General features: G+C 60.1%; 13 protein-coding genes and 3 pseudogenes. 10 read left to right on the forward strand and 6 right to left on the reverse strand.

Annotation, left to right across the window (positions count from 1 at the left end; translation table 11 throughout):
* The first annotated feature begins 127 nt into the window (after positions 1 to 127).
* Entirely contained in the window at positions 128 to 2,824 is a 2,697-nt protein-coding gene (locus ACNHKD_RS04590) for a hypothetical protein (protein ID WP_442755929.1), read from the forward strand.
* 16 nt (positions 2,825 to 2,840) lie between these two features.
* Here the strand turns inward: ACNHKD_RS04590 and ACNHKD_RS04595 are convergent, their stop codons facing one another.
* The 3 genes and pseudogenes from ACNHKD_RS04595 to ACNHKD_RS04605 all read right to left on the reverse strand — a co-directional run bounded on the left by ACNHKD_RS04595 (position 2,841) and on the right by ACNHKD_RS04605 (position 5,481).
* Positions 2,841 to 3,803, reverse strand: a complete 963-nt coding sequence (locus ACNHKD_RS04595; RefSeq protein ID WP_442756836.1) for an ankyrin repeat domain-containing protein — start codon at positions 3,801 to 3,803, stop codon at positions 2,841 to 2,843.
* A 147-nt stretch (positions 3,804 to 3,950) separates the two neighbouring features.
* Positions 3,951 to 4,208, reverse strand: a pseudogene (locus tag ACNHKD_RS04600) (hypothetical protein); the annotation flags it as partial.
* Positions 4,195 to 5,481: an NAD(P)-binding domain-containing protein gene (locus tag ACNHKD_RS04605; protein WP_442755930.1), complete on the reverse strand. Its 1,287-nt coding sequence runs from the start codon at positions 5,479 to 5,481 to the stop codon at positions 4,195 to 4,197. The gene ACNHKD_RS04605 and the pseudogene ACNHKD_RS04600, both read right to left, overlap by 14 nt.
* 316 nt (positions 5,482 to 5,797) lie before the next feature.
* Here ACNHKD_RS04605 and ACNHKD_RS04610 point away from each other — a divergent pair, with 316 nt between their 5' ends.
* From ACNHKD_RS04610 to ACNHKD_RS04650, 9 genes and pseudogenes are all read left to right on the forward strand, one after another.
* Entirely contained in the window at positions 5,798 to 7,258 is a 1,461-nt protein-coding gene (locus ACNHKD_RS04610; protein WP_442755931.1) for a cytochrome c3 family protein, read from the forward strand.
* A gap of 106 nt (positions 7,259 to 7,364) precedes the next feature.
* On the forward strand, positions 7,365 to 9,362 hold the full coding sequence (locus ACNHKD_RS04615; protein WP_442755932.1) for a heme lyase CcmF/NrfE family subunit: 1,998 nt from the start codon (positions 7,365 to 7,367) through the stop codon (positions 9,360 to 9,362).
* Positions 9,359 to 9,805: a cytochrome c-type biogenesis protein gene (locus ACNHKD_RS04620; protein WP_442755933.1), complete on the forward strand. Its 447-nt coding sequence runs from the start codon at positions 9,359 to 9,361 to the stop codon at positions 9,803 to 9,805. The genes ACNHKD_RS04615 and ACNHKD_RS04620 overlap by 4 nt, the downstream gene beginning before the upstream one ends.
* Positions 9,806 to 9,839: 34 nt before the next feature.
* Positions 9,840 to 10,055 (forward strand): annotated as a pseudogene (gene ccmI, locus ACNHKD_RS04625) (c-type cytochrome biogenesis protein CcmI); the annotation flags it as partial.
* Between the two features lie 129 nt (positions 10,056 to 10,184).
* Complete coding sequence (locus ACNHKD_RS04630) at positions 10,185 to 10,874, forward strand: TPR domain-containing protein (RefSeq protein ID WP_442756837.1); 690 nt, start codon at positions 10,185 to 10,187, stop codon at positions 10,872 to 10,874.
* 324 nt (positions 10,875 to 11,198) lie between these two features.
* On the forward strand, positions 11,199 to 12,032 hold the full coding sequence (locus tag ACNHKD_RS04635; RefSeq protein ID WP_442755934.1) for an outer membrane protein: 834 nt from the start codon (positions 11,199 to 11,201) through the stop codon (positions 12,030 to 12,032).
* 496 nt (positions 12,033 to 12,528) lie between these two features.
* Complete coding sequence (locus ACNHKD_RS04640) at positions 12,529 to 13,029, forward strand: (2Fe-2S)-binding protein (RefSeq protein WP_442756838.1); 501 nt, start codon at positions 12,529 to 12,531, stop codon at positions 13,027 to 13,029.
* Positions 13,026 to 14,042, forward strand: a complete 1,017-nt coding sequence (locus tag ACNHKD_RS04645) for an FAD binding domain-containing protein (RefSeq protein WP_442755935.1) — start codon at positions 13,026 to 13,028, stop codon at positions 14,040 to 14,042. The genes ACNHKD_RS04640 and ACNHKD_RS04645 overlap by 4 nt, the downstream gene beginning before the upstream one ends.
* Before the next feature lie 8 nt (positions 14,043 to 14,050).
* Positions 14,051 to 16,279: pseudogene (locus tag ACNHKD_RS04650) on the forward strand (xanthine dehydrogenase family protein molybdopterin-binding subunit).
* A gap of 136 nt (positions 16,280 to 16,415) precedes the next feature.
* Here the strand turns inward: ACNHKD_RS04650 and ACNHKD_RS04655 are convergent.
* From ACNHKD_RS04655 to egtB, 3 genes are read right to left on the reverse strand one after another with little or no spacing between them, the layout of a single operon-like run.
* On the reverse strand, positions 16,416 to 17,399 hold the full coding sequence (locus ACNHKD_RS04655) for a DUF5996 family protein (RefSeq protein ID WP_442755936.1): 984 nt from the start codon (positions 17,397 to 17,399) through the stop codon (positions 16,416 to 16,418).
* A 31-nt stretch (positions 17,400 to 17,430) separates the two neighbouring features.
* Positions 17,431 to 18,408 (reverse strand): L-histidine N(alpha)-methyltransferase, encoded by a 978-nt coding sequence (egtD, locus tag ACNHKD_RS04660; protein WP_442755937.1) that lies wholly within the window; start codon positions 18,406 to 18,408, stop codon positions 17,431 to 17,433.
* The gene (egtB, locus tag ACNHKD_RS04665; protein ID WP_442755938.1) at positions 18,408 to 19,706 is read right to left on the reverse strand and encodes an ergothioneine biosynthesis protein EgtB; all 1,299 of its coding nucleotides are present in this window, start codon (positions 19,704 to 19,706) and stop codon (positions 18,408 to 18,410) included. Before egtB ends, egtD begins: the two co-directional genes overlap by 1 nt.
* Between the last annotated feature and the right edge of the window lie 256 nt (positions 19,707 to 19,962).

The following is a 19,962-nucleotide window of genomic DNA, read 5'->3' on the forward strand; positions in this document are numbered from 1 at the left end:
GAGCGAAACCAAAGGGGCGCTGGCGCCGTTTCTCCATTAAAAAATCGTTACTTGTCGATTGGTGCGCACGCTTGTTCCTTAAACATTTGCAAAACAAGACGCATGAATTCCTGGTGAAGGAGCGTGAATGCGTCGCGTGGGTTGGTGGTTGCATCGTGTCTCAGTTCTTGGTCTCGCTTCGGTCATCTCCTGCGGCGCGTTCGCCGAACCGCTGAACGGATCCGCGCTTGAAAAGGCGCGCGAGTTCATTCGCGCCAAACATTTTGCGCAAGCCATCGCCGTGTTGCAGCAGACCCTGGCGGGAGGATCATCCATTCCCAATGCGGACACGCTTGAACTCTTCGGAGAAGCGCTCGCAAAAGGCGGACGTTTTCAGCAAGCGCGACTCGCCTTGCAGGACTATCTCCGCTTCTTTCCGAAAGGAGAAGGCGCGGCGCGCGTAAAGATGCTTCTCGGAACGCTGCCGCCGGAGACGGCCCCTCCACTTCCGCAAATGGCGACGATCAATCAAATTAATCCCGACGAAACAGCCTGGTCGATGACCGGCAGTCTCAGCAGCTATTTTATTCGCGACGATAGCTACAACACAGCTAAGGACATTTCGACCGCGCCGAACGCGACCGCTGATCCGGATTCGCACCGGCTGCATCAAAATACGTTTCTCACCACCTTTGATCAGCTCATCTTCATCAAACATCCCTATGCAAAAACCAAGATCAAAATCACGGGCATGGACGAGCACCGCATGCGTCCAGGCGAGGTAAATTCGGACCAATACGGCTTATCGCAAGCCTATGTCGAAACCTCTTTTGATACGCTCGATCTGAGCGTGCGGATCGGCCGTCAGAATCGAAACGCCGGCGGCGTGCTCGGCCGCTTCGACGGCGCGCTTGTCAGTTGGCAAATGAACCAGATGCTTCGCTTCAACGCGGTGGCGGGCTCTGCGAATATCAGCCGGTTCGACGCGCCTCTCAAGGATGGGCGTTTTTTTGCGGGCGCCAGTGTCGACTTGCGTCTCATTCCAAATCTCGATGTCAGCCTCTTCGCCATTCAGCAGAATGTCCGATCGCTCCTTGACCGGCGGGCGGTCGGCGGCGAGTTCCGTTATTTCAATAAGAATTTATCCTTGTTGGGAATGGTCGATTACGATGTCCACTTCAACCGCTTCAACGCTGGAACATTGTCAACGTCCTATACTTTTGACGATGGTTCCGTTGTCGCCGCCTCTTTCGACCATCGTCGCGTTCCCTATCTCGCCAGCTTTAACGCGCTGCAGGGGCAGCCCTTCCTGACGCTCTACGACATGCTGAAATTCAGATCGGAGGATGACGTTCGACGTTTCGCCATTGACCGAACGCCCTATTTCCAGTCTGCGATGATGAGCTACACGCGGCCCCTGAGCGAGAAGCTTTCGATCAATCTGGATGTGACGACGACCTATGTCAGCGGGACCTTGCCGTCGGGCGGCGTGGACGGAACCAACCCCCTTGGACGGGAATATTATCTTTCGGGCCAGCTTATCGCGAATGGCATTTTCACGCCGGGCGATCTTTATACGGGCGCCCTGCGCTTTGCGCGACTCGCCGACTCTTACGTCTATTTCATCGATCTTGACGCACGATATCCTCTGAGCGAGCAATTTCGCGTCAGCCCACGCCTGAGGCTGGGATATCGCGAGGGACGCAATGCGCCGCTGCGAGAGACAACGGTCCTGCCTTCGCTGCTCTTCGACTATTTCGTTACGAAAAACCTCGCCATCGAAGCGGAGATCGCGACAAAATGGATCGATAGCGCTGCAGGAAATTTCCGCGGGCAGACGCGGGATACTTTCTTCACCTTGGGCCTGCGTTCGGATTTCAGCAGCGACGGGACCGCGCGTTGCGCGGGGCGGCTCACGCCATGTCTCGCCGGCTTGTTCGCGCCTGCGCGCACGCCAGACAGGGTAGAGCCCGTCGACCGTAAGGAGCCAGCCGTCCCGCCGTGGATTTCCTCCGTATTCATGTTTGAAGTCGGCGCGCGCTACTGGCTTGGCCGGAGCAGGACTGCCTACGACTATTTCGCCGACGACACGCCGACTCTGAAGGTATCGACGCTTTCCTATGACCGTCTTGTCGCACAATCAGGTGAGGTTTTCTTCCGCGCCGATGCGCAGGAAGGGCTGCTTCGCAACATGTTTCTCAAGGGCTATATCGACACGGGATTTCTTCGTTCTGGTCGGCTGGTCGACCGGGACTATCCGCTTGGCGGTCTCGGGTCGCTGACGCAAAGCGTCGCCGCTGGCCGGTCTTTCTCCGGAACCATTGATCTTGGCTACAACATCTATGCTGACGAAAGGTTGAGACTGGGCGCCTTCTTTGGATGGCAATCCTGGGTCGACTCAATCGATGCGAACGGATGCGTGCAACGAGGCCTCGGGGCCATCTGCATTCCGAGCGTTCCGGCGTCGGTCCGCATGGTCAGTGAGCGCGATCACTTCAAGTCCTTCCGTGTCGGCGCCGCGCTCGACGTGGCTTTGGCTAGCGGCCTGTCCTGGAGCAGCGAATTCGCTTTGGCGTCCACCTACCATCGCGCGACAGACACGCATTACTTCACCTTCGGCGCCGACCCCGCGAAGGGTCGCGGCGGGGGCTTTGAAGCTCAAACCGGATTGAAATATGCGCTCACGGAACGAATATCGCTCGGCGCCGGATTAAGGTGGCGTCATCAGGAAGACCAGTCGCTGGATATGTATGGACAGCTTCTTAGCTATCGCGTCGATCGCTTCGGAGCGTTCGCGCAGGCGAGCTATCGATTCGGATGGGGCGATCTCTTCGGACGAGAATAGTCGATCGCCGCGCTGGTCAATTCAACAACAGACTTCTCGTCTTCTCGTCCGCAGCAAGCTCAACGGCGGTCTCGCGCTTTTTATTCCGCAAATTGCGATCCGCGCCCCTGGCGAGCATCGCGCCGACAATTTCGGCATGCCCGTGCTGGGCGGCAGCCATCAATGCGCTTACGCCGAGCGCGTCGCGCGCATTCGGGTCAGCCCCGTGGTTGAGCGCTTCCAGGGCCGCGGCCTTGAGACCGCGATGCGCGGAAACGATCAAGGGCGTTTGCCCGGAGTCGCTTGCTGCGGAAACGTTGGCTCCGGCGTGAATCAGCAATAATGCAACATCTTCCTGACCGTGCTCGAGCGCGGCGAGAAGGGGCGTGATCCCAAAGGGATCAGCCATGTCGCGCGATACGCCTTTTGCCAGCAGCGCTGCGACAACTCCGATGTTGCCGTGCTGCGCGGCGATCCAAAGCGCTGTGCGCCCACTTTTGTCGACCGCGTCGAGCGGATCTAGCTTCGTCAATATTTCGATCATCGGCGCAGGGCAGCCGGCGGCTGCGCGCATAAGGGCCGTCTCGCCATCCTTGCGCGGCGTCGGCCGTGCGTTGTTTTCCAGCAAGCGCTGGAGAGTAGAAGCGTCGCAGGTTTCGGCGGATGTGAACACGGCGGCGTTGAGGGACTCCTGAGCAATTTTTCCGCCGGAGACGAGTAGCGCCGCAACATCGGCCTTTCGGCTTCGAATGGCCAGTATGAGAGCGGTCTCGCCACGAATATTCCGGGCGTTCGGGTCGGCGCCTTGCCCGAGAAGCAATCGTACGAGCTGAATGCGACCTTCCAAGGCGGCGGCCATTAGCGGGGTTGAGCCGTCGTCGCTTTTGGTTTCGATAGACGCTCCAGCGCGCAGCAAGGCCTCGAGCGCGGGCGCATCGCCCCGTGCGGCGGCGTCGTTAATCCCCGCGGCTCCGTTTCGGGAGGTCGCGGCCGGCGACAAGGCGAATTGCGGCGCGGACATTGTGTGTTTAGGGATTGCCGGCGGCGGTTGTGGCGGCCGTTGCGAGATTCTTGTAAGCAACGCCGTCGCGCGTTTGTCCTTCGCCGAAGCCTTTTGCAGCCACTCCCGAGCCTGAGCGAGGTCGAAAGGCGCTCCTCGCGCTCCAAGCAGCATCTTCGCCAACTCGAATTGTGCGGCAGGCAGCCCCTTGAGCGCTGCTTCGCGCATCCAGTGGAAGGCGAGGGCTGGATCCTGCTCCTTGCTCAGCGCCGAGCGGTAAAAATTCGCGCGCTTTAGAAGCGTCGGCGCGTCGTTCGCCTTCGGCGGGGCGCCCGCGGCTTGCGCCTCGAGGCAAGTGAGAATGGCGAGAACGAGCGACGCGAACCTGGTTTTAAGGAGCGCCATATTTCGTTTCGATCTCCACTCCGATGTCGCGCAGGAAGTCAGTCGGCATTTGCCCGCCGGCACAGACAATCACTACGTCGTTTTCGAGACGCTTTAACGCCCCCGCGTTGCGAAGCGTCACCGATCGCGGTTCAATCCTTTCAACGACGGAGGAGAGCATGATCTGACATGTGGAATGGTTGAGCCGCGCTCTATTGGCTGGTTTCGCTCGGCTGAAAGCCTCTCCGCGGTAGGAAAGCGTGACATGCGTGCCGGGTTGCGCGGCGAGCGCGCAGGCGGCCTCGAGCGCGCTGTCTCCGCCGCCGACGACGAGCGCTTTGGAGCCGCGATATTGCTCCGGGTCCACGAGGCGATAGACGACTTTGGCGAGGTCCTCGCCTGGCGCGCCGAGCTTACGCGGCGTGCCTTGCCGACCGAGCGCAAGCAGGACCGCCTGCGTACGGTAGCTCCCCTTTTGAGTTTTCACCTCGAAAATCTCGCCGGCCTTCGAAATACGCTCGACGCGTTCTCCTTCCTGGATCCGAAGCCCGCCTTCCAACTTGGCGGTTTCAAAAATAGCGATCAACTCCTCCTTGCTAAGTTCGTGATAATCAAATGAGCCGATGAGCGGTAAGGTGAAGGGCGCGGTCATTACCAGCTTGCCCCGGGGATAATGCGCAACCGCGCCGCCCAACCGTTCCTGTTCCAGCGTGACGAAGCGGAGGCCCTTCTCGTGCGCCGCAAGGCTTGCGGAAAGTCCCGCTGGACCGCATCCGACGATAACGAGATCGAGCGCATCGCCTTTGGGCTTGGCGTCGGCAACAATGGAGTCGATCGCCTGTCGGCCCTGTTCCAAGGCGTTACGCACGAGTCCCATGCCGCCGAGCTCGCCGGCGATATAGATTCCCGGCACGTTGGTGCGAAAGCGGGCGTCGACCATCGGCAGCTCGACGCCGCGCGTTTCCGTGCCGAAGACGAGCGTGATCGCATTTGCAGGACAAGCCGTCTTGCAGGCGCCGTGCCCAATGCAATTGGCGGCTTCCAACAATTCGGCTTTACCGTCTATCAACCCGATGATGTCGCCCTCCGGACAGGCCTGCACGCAGGCGCTACAGCCGAGGCAGAGAGACGGGTCGACTTTCGGATGAAGCGTGGCGGGCTCGACAAGCCCGGCTTCCTGAGCCGCTTCGCGCTTCGCCGTGCTGAGTATTTGCACTCTGCGGCGCCGGGCGACATAGATCGTCCAGGCAAATGCGAGCGGGACTCCATAAGCGACAAAAGCGGCTGACGCCATGACGCAGACTCTCTCGGTTACGCGAACTCATTACCCTGTGGACCCTATGAAGCCCAGCTTTTTGCCGGCGGTCCGGCGCGATTGTGAAGCGCCCGCGATAAGATTCCGGTTGAATTATGATTAATGGATCATAGTGCTTGTAGCCGCGCAATTGCCGTTTTTTCGAACAAAAACGTGCAACGGTCGTTTCATCTGAAAGGTGGGCAAGCATTTGCGAGTTTTAGGGTGGATGGCGTTGCTAGTGTGCACGATGCTCTGGTGCGCCGTTCCCGTGCGTGCGGAAAGCCCTCTCGAAAGCCTCGTGATCCCGGGTCCCGTGATCAAGGGCCACGAAAAATTCGAGAGCGAGTGCTCGAAATGTCATGAGCCCTTCTCGCGCATTTCTCAAACCAGCTTGTGCCTCGACTGTCATAAGGACATCGCGAAGGATCGCTCGAACCACGTTCGCTTTCATGGACGGGATCGGCTTGCGAGCATTCAGGATTGTAATCATTGCCATGTCGATCACAAGGGGCGCGACGCGGATATCCGGTCTTTTGACCGCGCGTCATTCGATCACGCACTGACGGCCTACCCGTTGCTCGGTGCGCATCGCACCGCGGCGTGCGACGGCTGCCATGCGTCAGGGACGCTTTTTCGCAAGGCGTCGTCACGATGCATCGACTGCCATAAGGGCGTCGATCCACATAAAGGTCAATTACAAGGCTGCGAAGCCTGTCATGCGGCCTCGAGTTGGCGCGCGCTCCAGGCTTATGACCATGGAAAGACCAAATTTCCCCTGAAAGATTCCCATAAAGATGTCGCTTGCGTCACATGCCACGCCGGGCAAGCCTATAAGGGGCTCTCGACGGCCTGCAACTCGTGCCACCGTCTCCAGGACGTGCATAACGGCCGCTATGGAGAAAAATGCCAGGCTTGCCACAATGAGAAAAAGTGGAAAGAAGCGCAGTTCGATCATGAACGAACGCGGTTCCCTCTGCGCGGCGGCCATGTGCAGACGAAATGCGACGCGTGTCATACCGGCCCTCTCAATGCGCGGCTGGAGACGACGTGCATCTCGTGTCACAAGCAGCAAGATTCGCATCGTGGCGCGCTCGGTGAACGTTGTGAACGTTGTCACGGGGAAAGCGACTGGCGGAAGACCCACTTCGACCATGCGCAATCTTCCTTCCCGCTGCTGGGCAGGCACCTCGGCGCTCCTTGCGCGGATTGCCACGTCACGCCCGCTTACAAAGAGACCCCGAAAGCCTGCCAGCAATGCCACAACGACGTCCATCACAAAGGACGTCTGGGCGCGGAGCCCAGATGCGGCGCATGCCACAATGCGGAGAGCTGGCGTGCTGCGACGTTCGATCATGCGCGGCAAGCGCATTATCCGCTAACCGGCGGTCATGCCAAGCTCGCATGCGAAAGCTGCCATAAGGAAACGAACCCGCCGACGCTGAAGCTGCCGACGGCTTGTGCAAGCTGTCACAAGGACAGTCAGCATAAGGGCCATCTCGGCGCGGCGCCGAAATGCGAGTCATGTCACGATACGTCCGGCTGGGGTCATTGGCGCTTCGATCATGCGCAGCAAACGCGATTCCCGCTGACCGGCCGCCATGAAGGCGTCGCCTGCGAGAATTGCCACAAGGCCGTCAATCCGCCAAATCTGAAGATCTCAATGGAGTGTTACGCCTGTCACGGCAAGCAGGACGCTCACAATGGCGCTTTCGGTCGGTTCTGTGAAAGGTGCCACACGCCGGAAGGATGGCGAAAGGTGAAGATCTCAAATTGATCCTGGCGAGTCATTCGATCATGCGCCGGAAAGACATCATGAGAAGAGCTTATTGCGGCGCCGTTTTGCGCCTCAATGACATGGCTTGTTCCAATCATCGGAAAGGATGGCTAAGATCTTGACAACAGCTCAGCTCGGTCACTACGCGCTCTTGCTGGCCTTTGCGATTGCCCTCGTGCAAAGCATAACGCCGTTCGTGTTTTTCCGGCGATACGATGCGGCCATTCACGCGCTCGCCGGGCGCGCGGCGGTTGCGCAATGCGTCGCCATCGTCGCTGCTTTTGGCGCTCTGGCCTATGCTTTCGCGGCGTCGGATTTCTCTTTGGCTGTCATCGCCGAAAATTCACACACGGCGAAGCCCGCATTGTACAAGTTTGCTGGAATCTGGAGCAACCACGAAGGCTCGATGCTGCTTTGGGTATTGATCCTCGCGCTCTTTGGCGCCTATGCGGCCAGACGCGGAGATAATATCCCCGGACAGCTTCTCGCCGTGGCGCTCGCCATTCAGGCCATGATCAGCGCGGGCTTTCTTGCCTTCATCCTGCTTACCTCCAATCCTTTCGCGGTGCTGGCTCAGGCGCCTGCGGAAGGCGCCGGGCTCAATCCAATTCTGCAAGATCCCGCATTGGCTCTGCATCCGCCTTTTCTCTATCTCGGCTATGTCGGTTTCTCCATGGCGTTCTCCTTCGCGGTTGCCGGGTTGATCGACGGCGGCCCCGGCGCAGCCTGGGCGCGCTGGGTGCGGCCCTTCGCGCTCGCCGCGTGGTGCTTTCTGACGATTGGAATCGCGTTGGGCAGTTTCTGGGCCTATTACACTCTGGGCTGGGGCGGCTGGTGGTTCTGGGATCCGGTCGAGAATGCGTCGCTCATGCCCTGGCTCACCGGCACGGCCTTCCTGCATTCGGCGATCGTCATGGAACGGCGCAATGCTCTCGCCGCTTGGACTATTCTGCTCGGCATCGCTACCTTTTCGTTGAGCCTGATCGGCGCCTTTCTCGTCCGTTCGGGGATGCTCTCGAGCGTGCACGCCTTTGCGCAGGATCCATCGCGCGGGCTTTTCATTCTGGTCCTCGTCGCGATTGCGACGGGCGCGGCGCTTGCGGTATGGACATGGCGCGCGCCGCGGCTCGAAAAAACTGCGCCTTTCGCGCTTGTGAGCCGCGAAAGCAGCCTTGCGCTCAATAATGTCTTCCTGAGCGCCGCGGCGTTCACTGTCCTCCTGGGGACATTCTATCCCCTGGTCGTGGAGATGATGGGGGCAGACAGGATTTCCGTCGGAACCCCCTATTTCGCGCGCACCTTCGTCCCGATCGGCGCGATTCTCGTGGCGCTCATGGCGTTTGGGCCCGCGCTCAGATGGAAGCGCGACGATGTACGCGACGCATTGGCGCGATTGAGCGTCGCGGGCGTCATCGCCGCCGGGGCGCTCGTTTCTGTGCTTTTTATCTGGCGAGAAATTTTTCCGGCGCTTTTTCTCGCGCTGTCGGCTTGGCTCGTTGGCGGGTCGCTCGTCGTCCTCGGGCGTCGCGTCCGCCTCTTGGACGCTTCCTTCATGACGTCGATCAGTCTAGCGCGCACGACGCCGCCGGCCTTCTATGGATTGATCATCGCCCATGCAGGCATGGGACTCATGATTTCCGGAATTACGGGCGCCGCTTACTGGTCGAGCGAAAAGACGGAGCTTCTTCGAGTCGGGCAGACGCTTCAACTGGATTCTCTCGCGCTGCGGCTCGACCTCGTCGAAGATATTCGTGGTCCGAACTACGAAGCGCAACGCGCGCAATTCACGCTGACGCGTGACGGCTCGCTGGTCGCGCGCCTGTCGAGCGAGCGACGCTATTTCCCCGTCCGCGATCAAACCACGACGGCGGCGGGCATTCATACGAGGCTGCTCGAGAACTTCTACGTCGCGCTCGGCGATTCAGAGGAGAGCGGCGCATGGACGGTTCGCTTCTATCGGCATCCGCTCGTATCCTTCGTATGGATCGGCGCTTTCATCATGGCGTTGGGCGGCTTTGTTTCTCTTTGCGATAAAAGGCTGCGCATCGGGGCGCCGCATCGCGCAAGACGTCCTATCATGATCCCGGAGGAGCGCTTTTCATGAGGCGACTATTCCTTGCCGGAGCGCTCGCCCTGTCCGCCGCCACGACCTCTGCGGCGACGCCAGACGAAATTGTCGCAGACGCCGCGCTCGAAGCACGGGCGCGCGCGCTCGGGCGCGAATTGAGATGCATGGTTTGCCAGAACCAGAGCGTCGAAGACTCGAATTCGGCGCTCGCGCATGATCTGCGCGTTCTGTTGCGTGAAAGGCTCATCGGAGGTGACAGCGATGAAGCTGCAATGGGCTATATCGCGGCGCGCTACGGGGATTTCGTTCTCCTGAAGCCGCCGATCAAAACCCTCACGGCGTTCCTGTGGGCCGGACCGCTGCTTTTTCTGCTCGGCGCTCTTGCGCTTTTCCTGCGCCTCCTGCGTCGTGAGGCGACAGTGCTTGCGCCATTGAGCGCTGCTGAAGAGGCGAGATTGACCGCGATGCTCGACGAATGAGAGTAACATGATCCTGTGGCTCATCTTGACAGCAATGACCTCCATAGCGGCGATCTTCGTCGCTGCGCCTTTTCTGCGTGAATGGGACGCTCAACCCGAGCGCCACGAGCGCGACATCTTCCTCGAACAACTGCGCCAGATTGAGCGGGAGCGCGCATGTGGCGACATTGACCCGGTAAGCGCAGATGCGGCGGCCGGGGAGATACAGCGGCGGCTTCTGGCGACGCGCGCCAAGGACGGGTCGCCTGCGCTGTCGGCCAGAGAGCGCGCCTATGCGGCTGTTGGCGTTGCGGGCGTTATCGCGCTCGGCTCCGTCGGCCTGTTTGCAATCACGGCCGGACAGGCTCCGTTGGCCCAAAGCGAGCCAGAAGTCGCCGCTATGCGCAGCGAGGCGCAGCAGACGCCGCCCGTCGAAGAGATGATTCGCCGTCTCACCATGCGTCTACAGAACGAACCGAACGACATTACAGGGTGGCGCACGCTGGGCTGGGCAAGGCTGCAAATGAATTCATTCGTCGAAGCCGCGGCGGCTTACGCCAAGGCGATCGAATTGCAGCCTGAAGTTGCCGACAATTACGGCGCGCGGGCCGAGGCCCTGATCAAAGCGTCAAACGGCTCAGTGAGCGAGGAGGCGCAGGGGGCGCTTGATGCGGCGCTGGCCCGCGATCCAAAAGACGTTCGAGCGCGCTATTGGCTCGGCGTAGCGAGAAGACAGAAAGGCGACAGGAGCGGCGCACGGGAGATTTGGGGCGGGCTGTTGGCGGAGGGCGGGGAGCGCGACTTCGCCTCCGAAATCCAGCGACAAATTGCTTCGCTTGATGGCGGAGTAGCAATGCAGCCGCAAACGGACGAGTCGGCGATGATCCACGCGATGGTGGACGGGCTTGAGCAAAGGCTGACCGCCTCGCCTCGCGATGCGCAAGGTTGGATCAGACTCATTAAGTCTCGTATGGTCTTGGGAGAACGGGACAAAGCAAGGGCCGCATTGGAGCGGGCGCGCCAATCGCTCGCAGAGGACCTGCAGGCCCGCCAGCAAATCGAAAACGCGGCGACGGAAGCTGGCCTTTAATTCGCAGCCTTAAAGAAAGGTCTCGTGCGGCGACGTCCATGACGGACGTTCGAGACCGCGAGGACGTGTGCGCGACGGCTGGCGGCGCGTCGATGCACGGATGTTTGGACGTGTCGCCGCAAGGCGCGCAAAGTCGACCAAATATCGCTGCATTGGAATGCCGCGAAGGTCACATAACAGCCGATCAGTAAAGTTTTTATTAAGTCGTGTTCAAGGCTTCGGGACTGGCCTCGTCTCAGGACGACGCATGTCTCGGAGGGTCTTGCGCCAACGAGAAGGAGATCCGCGAAGAGATGCGTGATCGCGTAAGAGGAGTATGCGTATATGCGTAAACTAGCAGCTGGAATTGCCAGCGCGATTGCAATAGCCGGCGCCGCCGCCGCCGCCGATCTGCCGAAGAGAGACCAAGAGCCGGCCTTCGCGCCGCCTGTCCCTCCGCCGTCGCCCATATGGACCGGCTTTCACGCCGGGATGAAAATGGGCTACGGCTTCAACGCGTCGAGACAGCATATCGACAGTTTGCGTTTCGAGGACGGAATGCCGACGCCGCTCAGCGAAATCTGGTCCTACCCGGGTCCTGCGTGGGCGGGCTTCCAGGGCGGCGGCGAAGTCGGTTACGATTATCAATGGGGACGTTTCGTCGTCGGCGTCGAGACCGATATTATCGGAACGAACATGTCGGGCGACAGTTGGGGCGTCGGTCCTGTCATTCCCGGCAAAAATTTCGCCTGGGACGGGCGCACCGGCATCAGCGTCCCGTGGTATGGCACGGTTCGCGGACGCTTGGGTTATCTCGTCACGCCGGCCATCCTGGTTTACGCCACCGGCGGACTCGCTTATGGCGGCGTGAAGCATCATCAATATTTCGCCGACAGCGACGCCGACATCGGGATGGCCGACCGCAATTCAACGAATATAGGCTACACGGCCGGCGTGGGCGCGGAATGGATGTTCATGCGCAATTGGAGCCTCAAGGGCGAATACCGCTACACCGATCTGGGAAGCGGATGGTCGAGCCCCAGCGGTTCGGGTCGCGCGTTCAACATAGCTGAAATTACGCCTGGGATCGCGGCGCAGCCGGCCGTGTTCAAGTCATGGAGCGTTCCGAATGCTGACTTCCATAGCTTCCTTCTTGGTGTGAGCTTCCACTTCAACTGAAACTCTGCTTGATGGCCGCAAAGGTCGTCGCAATGGGCGCGCGCCGCCGAAGCCGGACAGCGAGCGCGGCTGCCGCCCAGTTGCGATTCGTGTTTTCTCCTTTTCCGTGGTTTCGATCAACCTCCCAAGCTTGGGCGACGACAATGCTGAGCAGTAAAAGATTATGTGAAGCCAGCGGGAATATGAGGCCGCACCCGACGCGCTGGCAATGCTCTCGGAGGATGCATGAGCTAAATGCGCAACGCTTCCGCGGTAATCTTCCATACCTTCGCTGAGCCGCCCATAAGGCTCGCGAGCCCTCTTGTTGAGGGAGCGGTTGAAGCGAGGGAAAGCATTTTTTCTTTTCTCCGAAGATATTCCCTCGCGTCGGGATTTGCACATAAAGGCTTCTTGGGATCGCGCCGCGCCGATCTTGAAAGGCCGCGGCTGAGGCGTCGGCCTCGTGCGGACTCGATAAGGAAAGCAAATGCCAGCCGAAAGCGTATCGGATGCGGGATTGTCCTCAACTCACTCCTCGTCCGGCTCGTCGGCAGAGACGGTTCCGGTCAGCCTGACGGTCAACGAGACGCATCACGCACTTGCGCTCGATCCTCGTACGACGCTCCTGGACCTGTTGCGCGAGCATTTGGACCTGACCGGGACGAAAAAAGGCTGCGATCAGGGGCAATGCGGCGCGTGCACCGTGCTGATCGACGGGCGGCGCATCAATTCGTGCCTGACCCTTGCAGTGATGTGCGATGGCGCGCAGATCACTACGATCGAGGGAATCGCCGTAAGCGGTGCGCTGCATCCGCTTCAGCAGGCGTTCATCGATCACGACGCTTTCCAATGCGGCTATTGCACGCCCGGGCAAATCTGCTCGGCGGCGGGATTGATTGCGGAGGGCAAGGCGAAAACTACGGAGGACATACGCGAACTCATGAGCGGCAATATCTGCCGCTGCGGGGCCTATGGCAACATTGTCGCGGCAATACAGCAGACGATGGGGCAATCATGATCGGTTTCAAATACGTGCGCGCTAGGGACATTGCTGACGCTGTACGGCAGCTTAGCGGCGAGTCGAACGCAAAACTCATCGCCGGCGGCACCAATCTCATCGATTTGATGAAGATGGATGTCGAACGACCAACGAAACTGATTGACATTACGCGGCTTCCGCTGACGCAGGTTCAAGAGACGCAGGGCGGGGGGCTACGTATCGGCGCGCTGGTACGAAACTCCGATCTCGGATATCATCCCGTTGTCGAGCAGCGCTATCCGGTTCTTGCCAGCGCCATCATGGCCGGCGCCTCGCAGCAACTGCGGAACATGGCGTCGACCGGCGGAAACCTTATGCAACGCACGCGCTGCCATTATTTCTATGACACGGCGACGCCTTGCAATAAGCGCGAGCCGGGCGCCGGCTGCCCCGCCATTGGCGGCCAGAATCGCATGCACGCAATCCTTGGCGGCAGCGACGCTTGCATTGCGACGCATCCTTCTGACATGTGCGTCGCGCTCACGCTGTTGGAGGCGAAGGTCTGCGTCAGTGGCCCCGCCGGCGACCGGGTAATCGCCTTTGCGGATTTCCACCGGCTTCCGGGCGATATGCCCCAGCGCGACACCAACCTCGAAGCAGACGAGATCGTCACTGCGATTGAACTGCCGCCAAAAGGCTTTGCGGCGAACTACACATATTTGAAGATTCGTGACCGTCTCTCTTATGCGTTCGCGCTCGTCTCGGTCGCGGTCGGGCTCGATCTCGATGGCGACGCCATCAGGGAGGGGCGCTTCGCCCTCGGAGGCGTCGCGCACAAGCCCTGGCGCGATCCATCGGCTGAAGCCGCGCTGCAAGGGCAGCCGGCCAACCTTGAGACGTTCGATCGTGCGGCGGATATTCTGCTGCGCGACGCCAAAGGCTACGCCTGCAATTCCTTCAAGATCGATCTCGCGCGCCGCTGCATCGTGCGCGCGCTTGCACAAGCCGCGCGCGGTGCGCCGCAGTCGCAGTCCTCCAAGAAAATCGCGTGAGCACCGCCATGGCGTCCTACATCGGCACTTCAACGCCCCGCATCGACGGATTGGCGAAGGTCACCGGCGAGGCAAAATACGCGGCCGAGTTCAACGCGCCAGGCCTCGTACATGGAAGCGTCGTAACCTCGACAATTGCAAAGGGTCGTGCGACGCGCATAGATTGCAGCGCCGCCCTGGGCGTCAAGGGCGTGCTCGACGTGCTTACGCATGAGAACCGCCCGCCCATGGCCGGCGACGATCAGGCGTACAAGGACGACGTTGCGCCAGGCGGGTCGCCCTTCCGACCGCTCTACGACGACAGGATCATGTTTAATGGCCAGCCCATCGCGCTCGTCGTCGCCGAAACGTCCGAGGCAGCGCGTTTCGCAGCGTCATTGGTGCGGATCGAATACGAGACGGAGGCGCATGTTACCGATATGCGCCGTCCGCAGGAGCCTCTAATTTCTGTGAAAGCTGTCGCCGGCGCGGACGAGGCGCCGTTCGCGCCGCCTGGGACGCGCGGCCGGCCCGAGGAGGCTTTTGCGGCCGCGGCAGTGCGCCACGCCGGCGAATATTACGTCCCGATGGAGCACCACAATCCGATGGAGCTGTTTGCTTCGACGGTGATCTGCGATGGCGGCGGCAAGCTCGTCGTCGATGACAAGACGCAGGGGGTGCAGAACGTTCAGCGCTATCTGTGCGGCGTGTTCGGCATGAGGCCCGAGGACGTCCGCGTCGTGTCGCCTTTCGTGGGCGGCGCATTCGGATCGGGACTGCGTCCGCAGTTTCAGGTGGTGCTGGCGGTGTTGGCGGCCCGCGCGCTGCAACGCTCGGTCCGTGTCGTTTTGACGCGTCCGCAAATGTACGTGCTGGGCTACCGCCCCCCGATGATGCAGCGGCTCGAACTCGGCGCGAACGCCGGCGGAACGCTTGACGCAATCATGCACGGCGCGATCACGGCGACGTCGCAATATGAGGATTATTTCCGCCAGGAGACCGGGTGGTCAGGCCTGCTCTATAAATGCGACAACGCAAAATATGAGCACAGACTTGCGCGACTTGACCTGCCGACTCCATGCGACATGCGTGCGCCAAGCGCCCCAACGGCGCACTTTGCGCTTGAATCCGCGATGGACGAGCTTGCTATAGCGCTCAATCTGGATCCTCTCGAACTGCGTTTGCGATGTTATTCCGACCGCGACCAGAATAAGGACCGCCCGTTCGCCAGTAAGGCGCTCAGGGAATGCTACCGCCAAGGCGCCGAGGCGTTCGGGTGGGACAAGCGCGACCCGCAGCCTCGCTCGATGCATGACGCCGGCGACCTGGTTGGTTGGGGCATGGCCACCGGCATGTGGGAGGCGTTGCAAGCGCCGATTACCGTGCGTATCGCGCTCAGCGCCAACGGCCATGCGGAGGTCGCCTGCGCGACCTCCGATATCGGCACAGGCACCTACACGATCATGGCGTAGGTCGCGGCGGACATGCTCGGGTTGCCTCTCGAAAACATTAGCGTCAAGCTTGGAGATTCAAGTCTCCCGCGATCGCCCGTCGAAGGCGGATCGTGGATCGCGGTCTCGGTGTCCAATGCGATCGCGACGACGGCCCACGCAATCCGCGATGAGCTGCTGCGACTGGCCAAACAGATGCCGGGTTCGCCGCTTGTGGACGTCGAGCCGGATGAAGTCGCGCTTGTGGATGGGAGACTCGTAAGCAAGGGAGACGCATCGCTCTCCGCGCAAATTGCGGATGTGATGCGGCACAACGTCGTGGACCGCATCGAGCAGGAGAAAGCCGCCAACCCGAGCAGGGACTCTACGTGTGCGCATAATACTCACGCAGCAGTTTTCGCCGAGGTGAAGGTCGACGAGCAACTTGGAGTAATCCGCGTCACGCGCGTCGTCAGCGCGGTTGCCGCCGGGCGCATCCTGAACCCCAGGACCGCGCGCAGCCAGATCCTCGGCAGCGTGGTCTGGGGAATTGGCATGGCGCTACACGAAGAGACGCTGATCGATCACAGATTCGGCCGCATCATGAACGCCAATATCGCAGAATACCATGTGCCGGTGAGCGCGGACATCCATGACATCAGCGTGATCTTCGTCGACGAACCGGACGATAGCAATCCGCTCGGCGTCAAAGGGGTGGGCGAGATCGGCATAGTTGGCGTTGCAGCGGCAATCGCGAACGCGGTCTACCACGCGACAGGAAAGCGCGTGCGCGACCTGCCGATTACGCTCGATAAGTTACACCGGTAGTCCGTCCAGCCGGCGTTCAAGTCGGTTATATTCGAGGCATTGGCCTTTTCCGGTTTCTCACCATCGGCGCGACTGATCGCGCCGGGCCGGAGAGTCGCCCGAAGCCGAACGCCCCATTACATTGGAGATATTGCTCCTAAAGCGTCGCGCCTTTGCCCGCCGTATCGAAGGAGCCGGGTCCTGCGCCAATTTTGCCGAATGGACGCTCAAGCGCAGAACGATTCCATTTTCCAGCATCAGCGGCAGCCTCATATGTGCTTTGTAAGAATGCCAGCAATGTCGAATCCGGGTCGTTGGCGGTTCGCACGGCGTCATAGGGCAGGATAAACTCCTTAAGTTCGTTGCTGAAGAATCCGGCTGCCGGCTTTATCGGCGCGGCGGCATAATTCGGCGGAGCAGGATAGGCATATGAGTAGAACGCGGGGTAGTCGATGCCGCCGCCTCCCGGCCAGAAGCCGGCGCTGCTGACCTCATGGGAGTAAGCTTCCCTCACGACCGCATCAGGCAGATTGGGGACGCCGCCTGGGTGGAGCGGCGCGGGGCGACCAGAGAATCGCGTCACTGCAAGGTCGAAGCTTCCCCAGAAGAAATGTACTGGACTGCACTTTCCGATGAAGCCGGTACGAAAGATCTTCATGACGCGGTCCACCTGCGTCAGCGCCATCCAAAAACGGCGTGCATAGGCCGGATCATAGGTTGCGTGAATTCGGTCTTCGCTGAAGCGCAAGGCGCATGGCGTCTCGTTCGGTCTTTCGTAAATGCGCGCCGGTATATCCAGTTCGGCGAGCGCGGCGATTACCCGCGAGTAGAAGTCGGCGACGGATTGGGATCGGAGCTGCAATTTGCGCTTCGCGCCGTCGCTCGTTTCAATGCAAAGGAGATGATCGATAAAGTCGAACTCAATCTCGAAAATTCTTGCACGATAGGCGATCGGCGAGGTTGTGAGGCCGCGCGCGGTCACATAGAGCGTCACATGCCATGAATGGTTCAGCCAAGGAGTCAGCGAAAGGCGGACCTTGCCGATGATTTGCGTCCAAAGATGCAATGTTTCACAGGTTTCCCGCCAGGCGGGGTAAGGCAAGTCTGGCCATGCATCGCGATTGGTTTCATACTGCGGCATGTCGCGACATCCCTTGCATAAGACGACGACCCTACTTTTCGTATGATGTTGGAGAAATCAATTCGTGGACGCTGAACCATCCGAGTTCATCCGTCCATACGCGCTGTGGCGCCCAACCTCCCGACCGCGCAACTTCACGGAACTGGTCGACCGAGTATTTGTAAGCATTTTCCGTATGAATGGCCTCGCCAGCGCGAAAATAAAACGATGCGCCAGGGATACCCGCGACCTGTTCTTTCGTGCTGATGAGACGCATCGCAATTCGCCCTTCGAGAGGCTCGAATACCGCCTCGTGGCGGAACGCTCGCAAATCGAATGTTCCTTCGAGATCACGGTTGATGCGCGCTAGTAAATTGAGATTAAACGCCGCAGTGACGCCGCCCTCATCATTATAGGCGGGAAGCAGATGGCGAATGTCTTTCTTTAGATCCACTCCGACAAAAAGTCGTCCGTCCGGGGAAAGAATTGCGCGCATCATGCGCAAAAGAGACGCCGCCTCCGCAGGCGTGAAGTTGCCGATCGTTGATCCAGGGAAAAACCCGAGCTTGGGCCGTTCTTCGAATTCGGCGGGGAGCTTGAATGGGTGAGAAAAATCGCCCAACACCTGCCGTACGTCGAGCGCTGGAAAGCGAGATATGAGGCGCCGCTTCGTCTCGAGGAGAGCGCTTTCTGAGACATCAATGGACACATAGGCGCGTAAGCCGCGCATGTGTCGGACGAGAATTTCCGTTTTGACGCTCGAGCCGGAGCCAAATTCAACGAGGACGTCTTCGGCGCACGCTTCTCCAAGCATCTGTCCGGCGTAAGATCGCAAAATGGCGATCTCGGTGCGTGTCGGATAGTATTCCGGCTGGCGCGTGATTTCCTCAAAAAGCGAGCTGCCAACGGCGTCATAGAAATAGCGACAAGGCAGCGTTTTCGTTGGCCGCGACAGGCCCTCAAGGACGCTGGCGGCAAATCCGTCATCTCTCAAGCTCGGCGATAACGCGCGCTCGGCCATTTGCGACATTAGTTTATCTCCGAAGCCAAACGCAGGCCCACAAACTGCCAGCGTTGATGCGGATAGAAGAAATTGCGGTAACTGGGGCGCATGTGGTGCTGGGGCGTCACGCAGGAGCCGCCGCGCAGCACGTGCTGGCCGATCATGAACTTGCCGTTGTATTCGCCCAGCGCGCCTTTGAGCGGTCGGTAGCCTGGGTACGGCAGATAGGCGCTCTGGGTCCATTCCCAGACGTCGCCGAACATCTGAGACAGTCGCCCCGTCGGCGCCTGTTCCGCCGGCAAAGGGCGCAAGGCGGCAGATGCAAGGAAATTCCCCGCTTGAGATGATGTCGCCGCCGCAACTTCCCACTCGAACTCTGTTGGCAGCCGCTTTCCCGCCCATCGCGCAAATGCGTCGGCTTCATAATAGCTGACATGCGATACCGGTGCGCAGAAGTCGAGCGGCTGCAAGCCTTCGAGCGACATTTCGAACCATTGTCCGTCCCTTGGCTCCCAGTAGAGAGGCGCGTTCCAATTTTCCCGCTTGACCGCCGCCCAGCCGTCCGACAGCCACAAAGTCGCGGTCTCGTATCCGCCATCATCAATGAATTCGAGCCATTCGCCCTGGGTCACCAAGCGATCCGCCAATCTGAAAGGATAGAGCACGGCATCGTGACGAGGCCTTTCATTATCCCAAGCGAAGCCGTCGCCGTCGTGCCCAATCTCGTAGACGCCGCCAGGAAAATCGAACCACCGAAACGGTTCCGGCCGCTGCGAAGCGGGACGAGGCCGCGGGGCGCGATAGGCGGGGCGAAGCGGATTGGCCGCGAACAGGGCGAGAATGTCGGTGAGCATCAGCTCTTGATGTTGCTGCTCGTGATTGATTCCGATTTCGAGCAGGCAAGACCATTCCGGCTCTGAAACAGGGCTCCTTGCGAGAAGCTTCGCCAGCGCGAGATCGACATGTTCGCGGTACGCGAGAACGCGATCTAGCGAAGGCCTCGTCAAAAGGCCGCGCTTCTGCCTGGCTTGGCGCGCGCCCTGGCTCTCGTAATAGGAATTGAAACAATAATTGAACGCTTCGTCGAACAGCCGATAGCCGGAAAGATACGGGCCCAAGACAAAGGTTTCGAAGAACCAGGTCGTGTGAGCGAGATGCCATTTCGTCGGACTGGCGTCGTCCATCGCCTGGACGGTCATGTCCTCGGCGTTGAGCGGAGCTGTAAGTTCTATTGAAAGTTTACGCGTCCCCAGCAAACGTTGGGCGCGGGTGCGGACCGGTTCATCAGAAAAAGGCGGGCGAGAAACCAAGGCCAATCGGTCCATGTGATTTCCTCGGGCGTGCGCAAACGGTCGGAGGCCGCGGCCTCATGCTGCATATAGGGCCTCTGCCTACTGGCGTGAGAACTGCCTTTTGAACCGCCTCGCTTCCGACATGCTTGACAGCGGCTCCCCTTATTGTCGCGGAGACAGCGAGGTTCTGCCGCGATCGCTTCCATTCGCCGCCCTAAATGCGCTGATACGGGTCCGGATGGCGGAGGCTCGTCAAAATATGATACAGCTCGAGCATGTCAGCAAATCT

Source organism: Methylocystis sp. JAN1, assembly GCF_052186135.1.
Taxonomy (GTDB): Bacteria; Pseudomonadota; Alphaproteobacteria; order Rhizobiales; family Beijerinckiaceae; genus Methylocystis.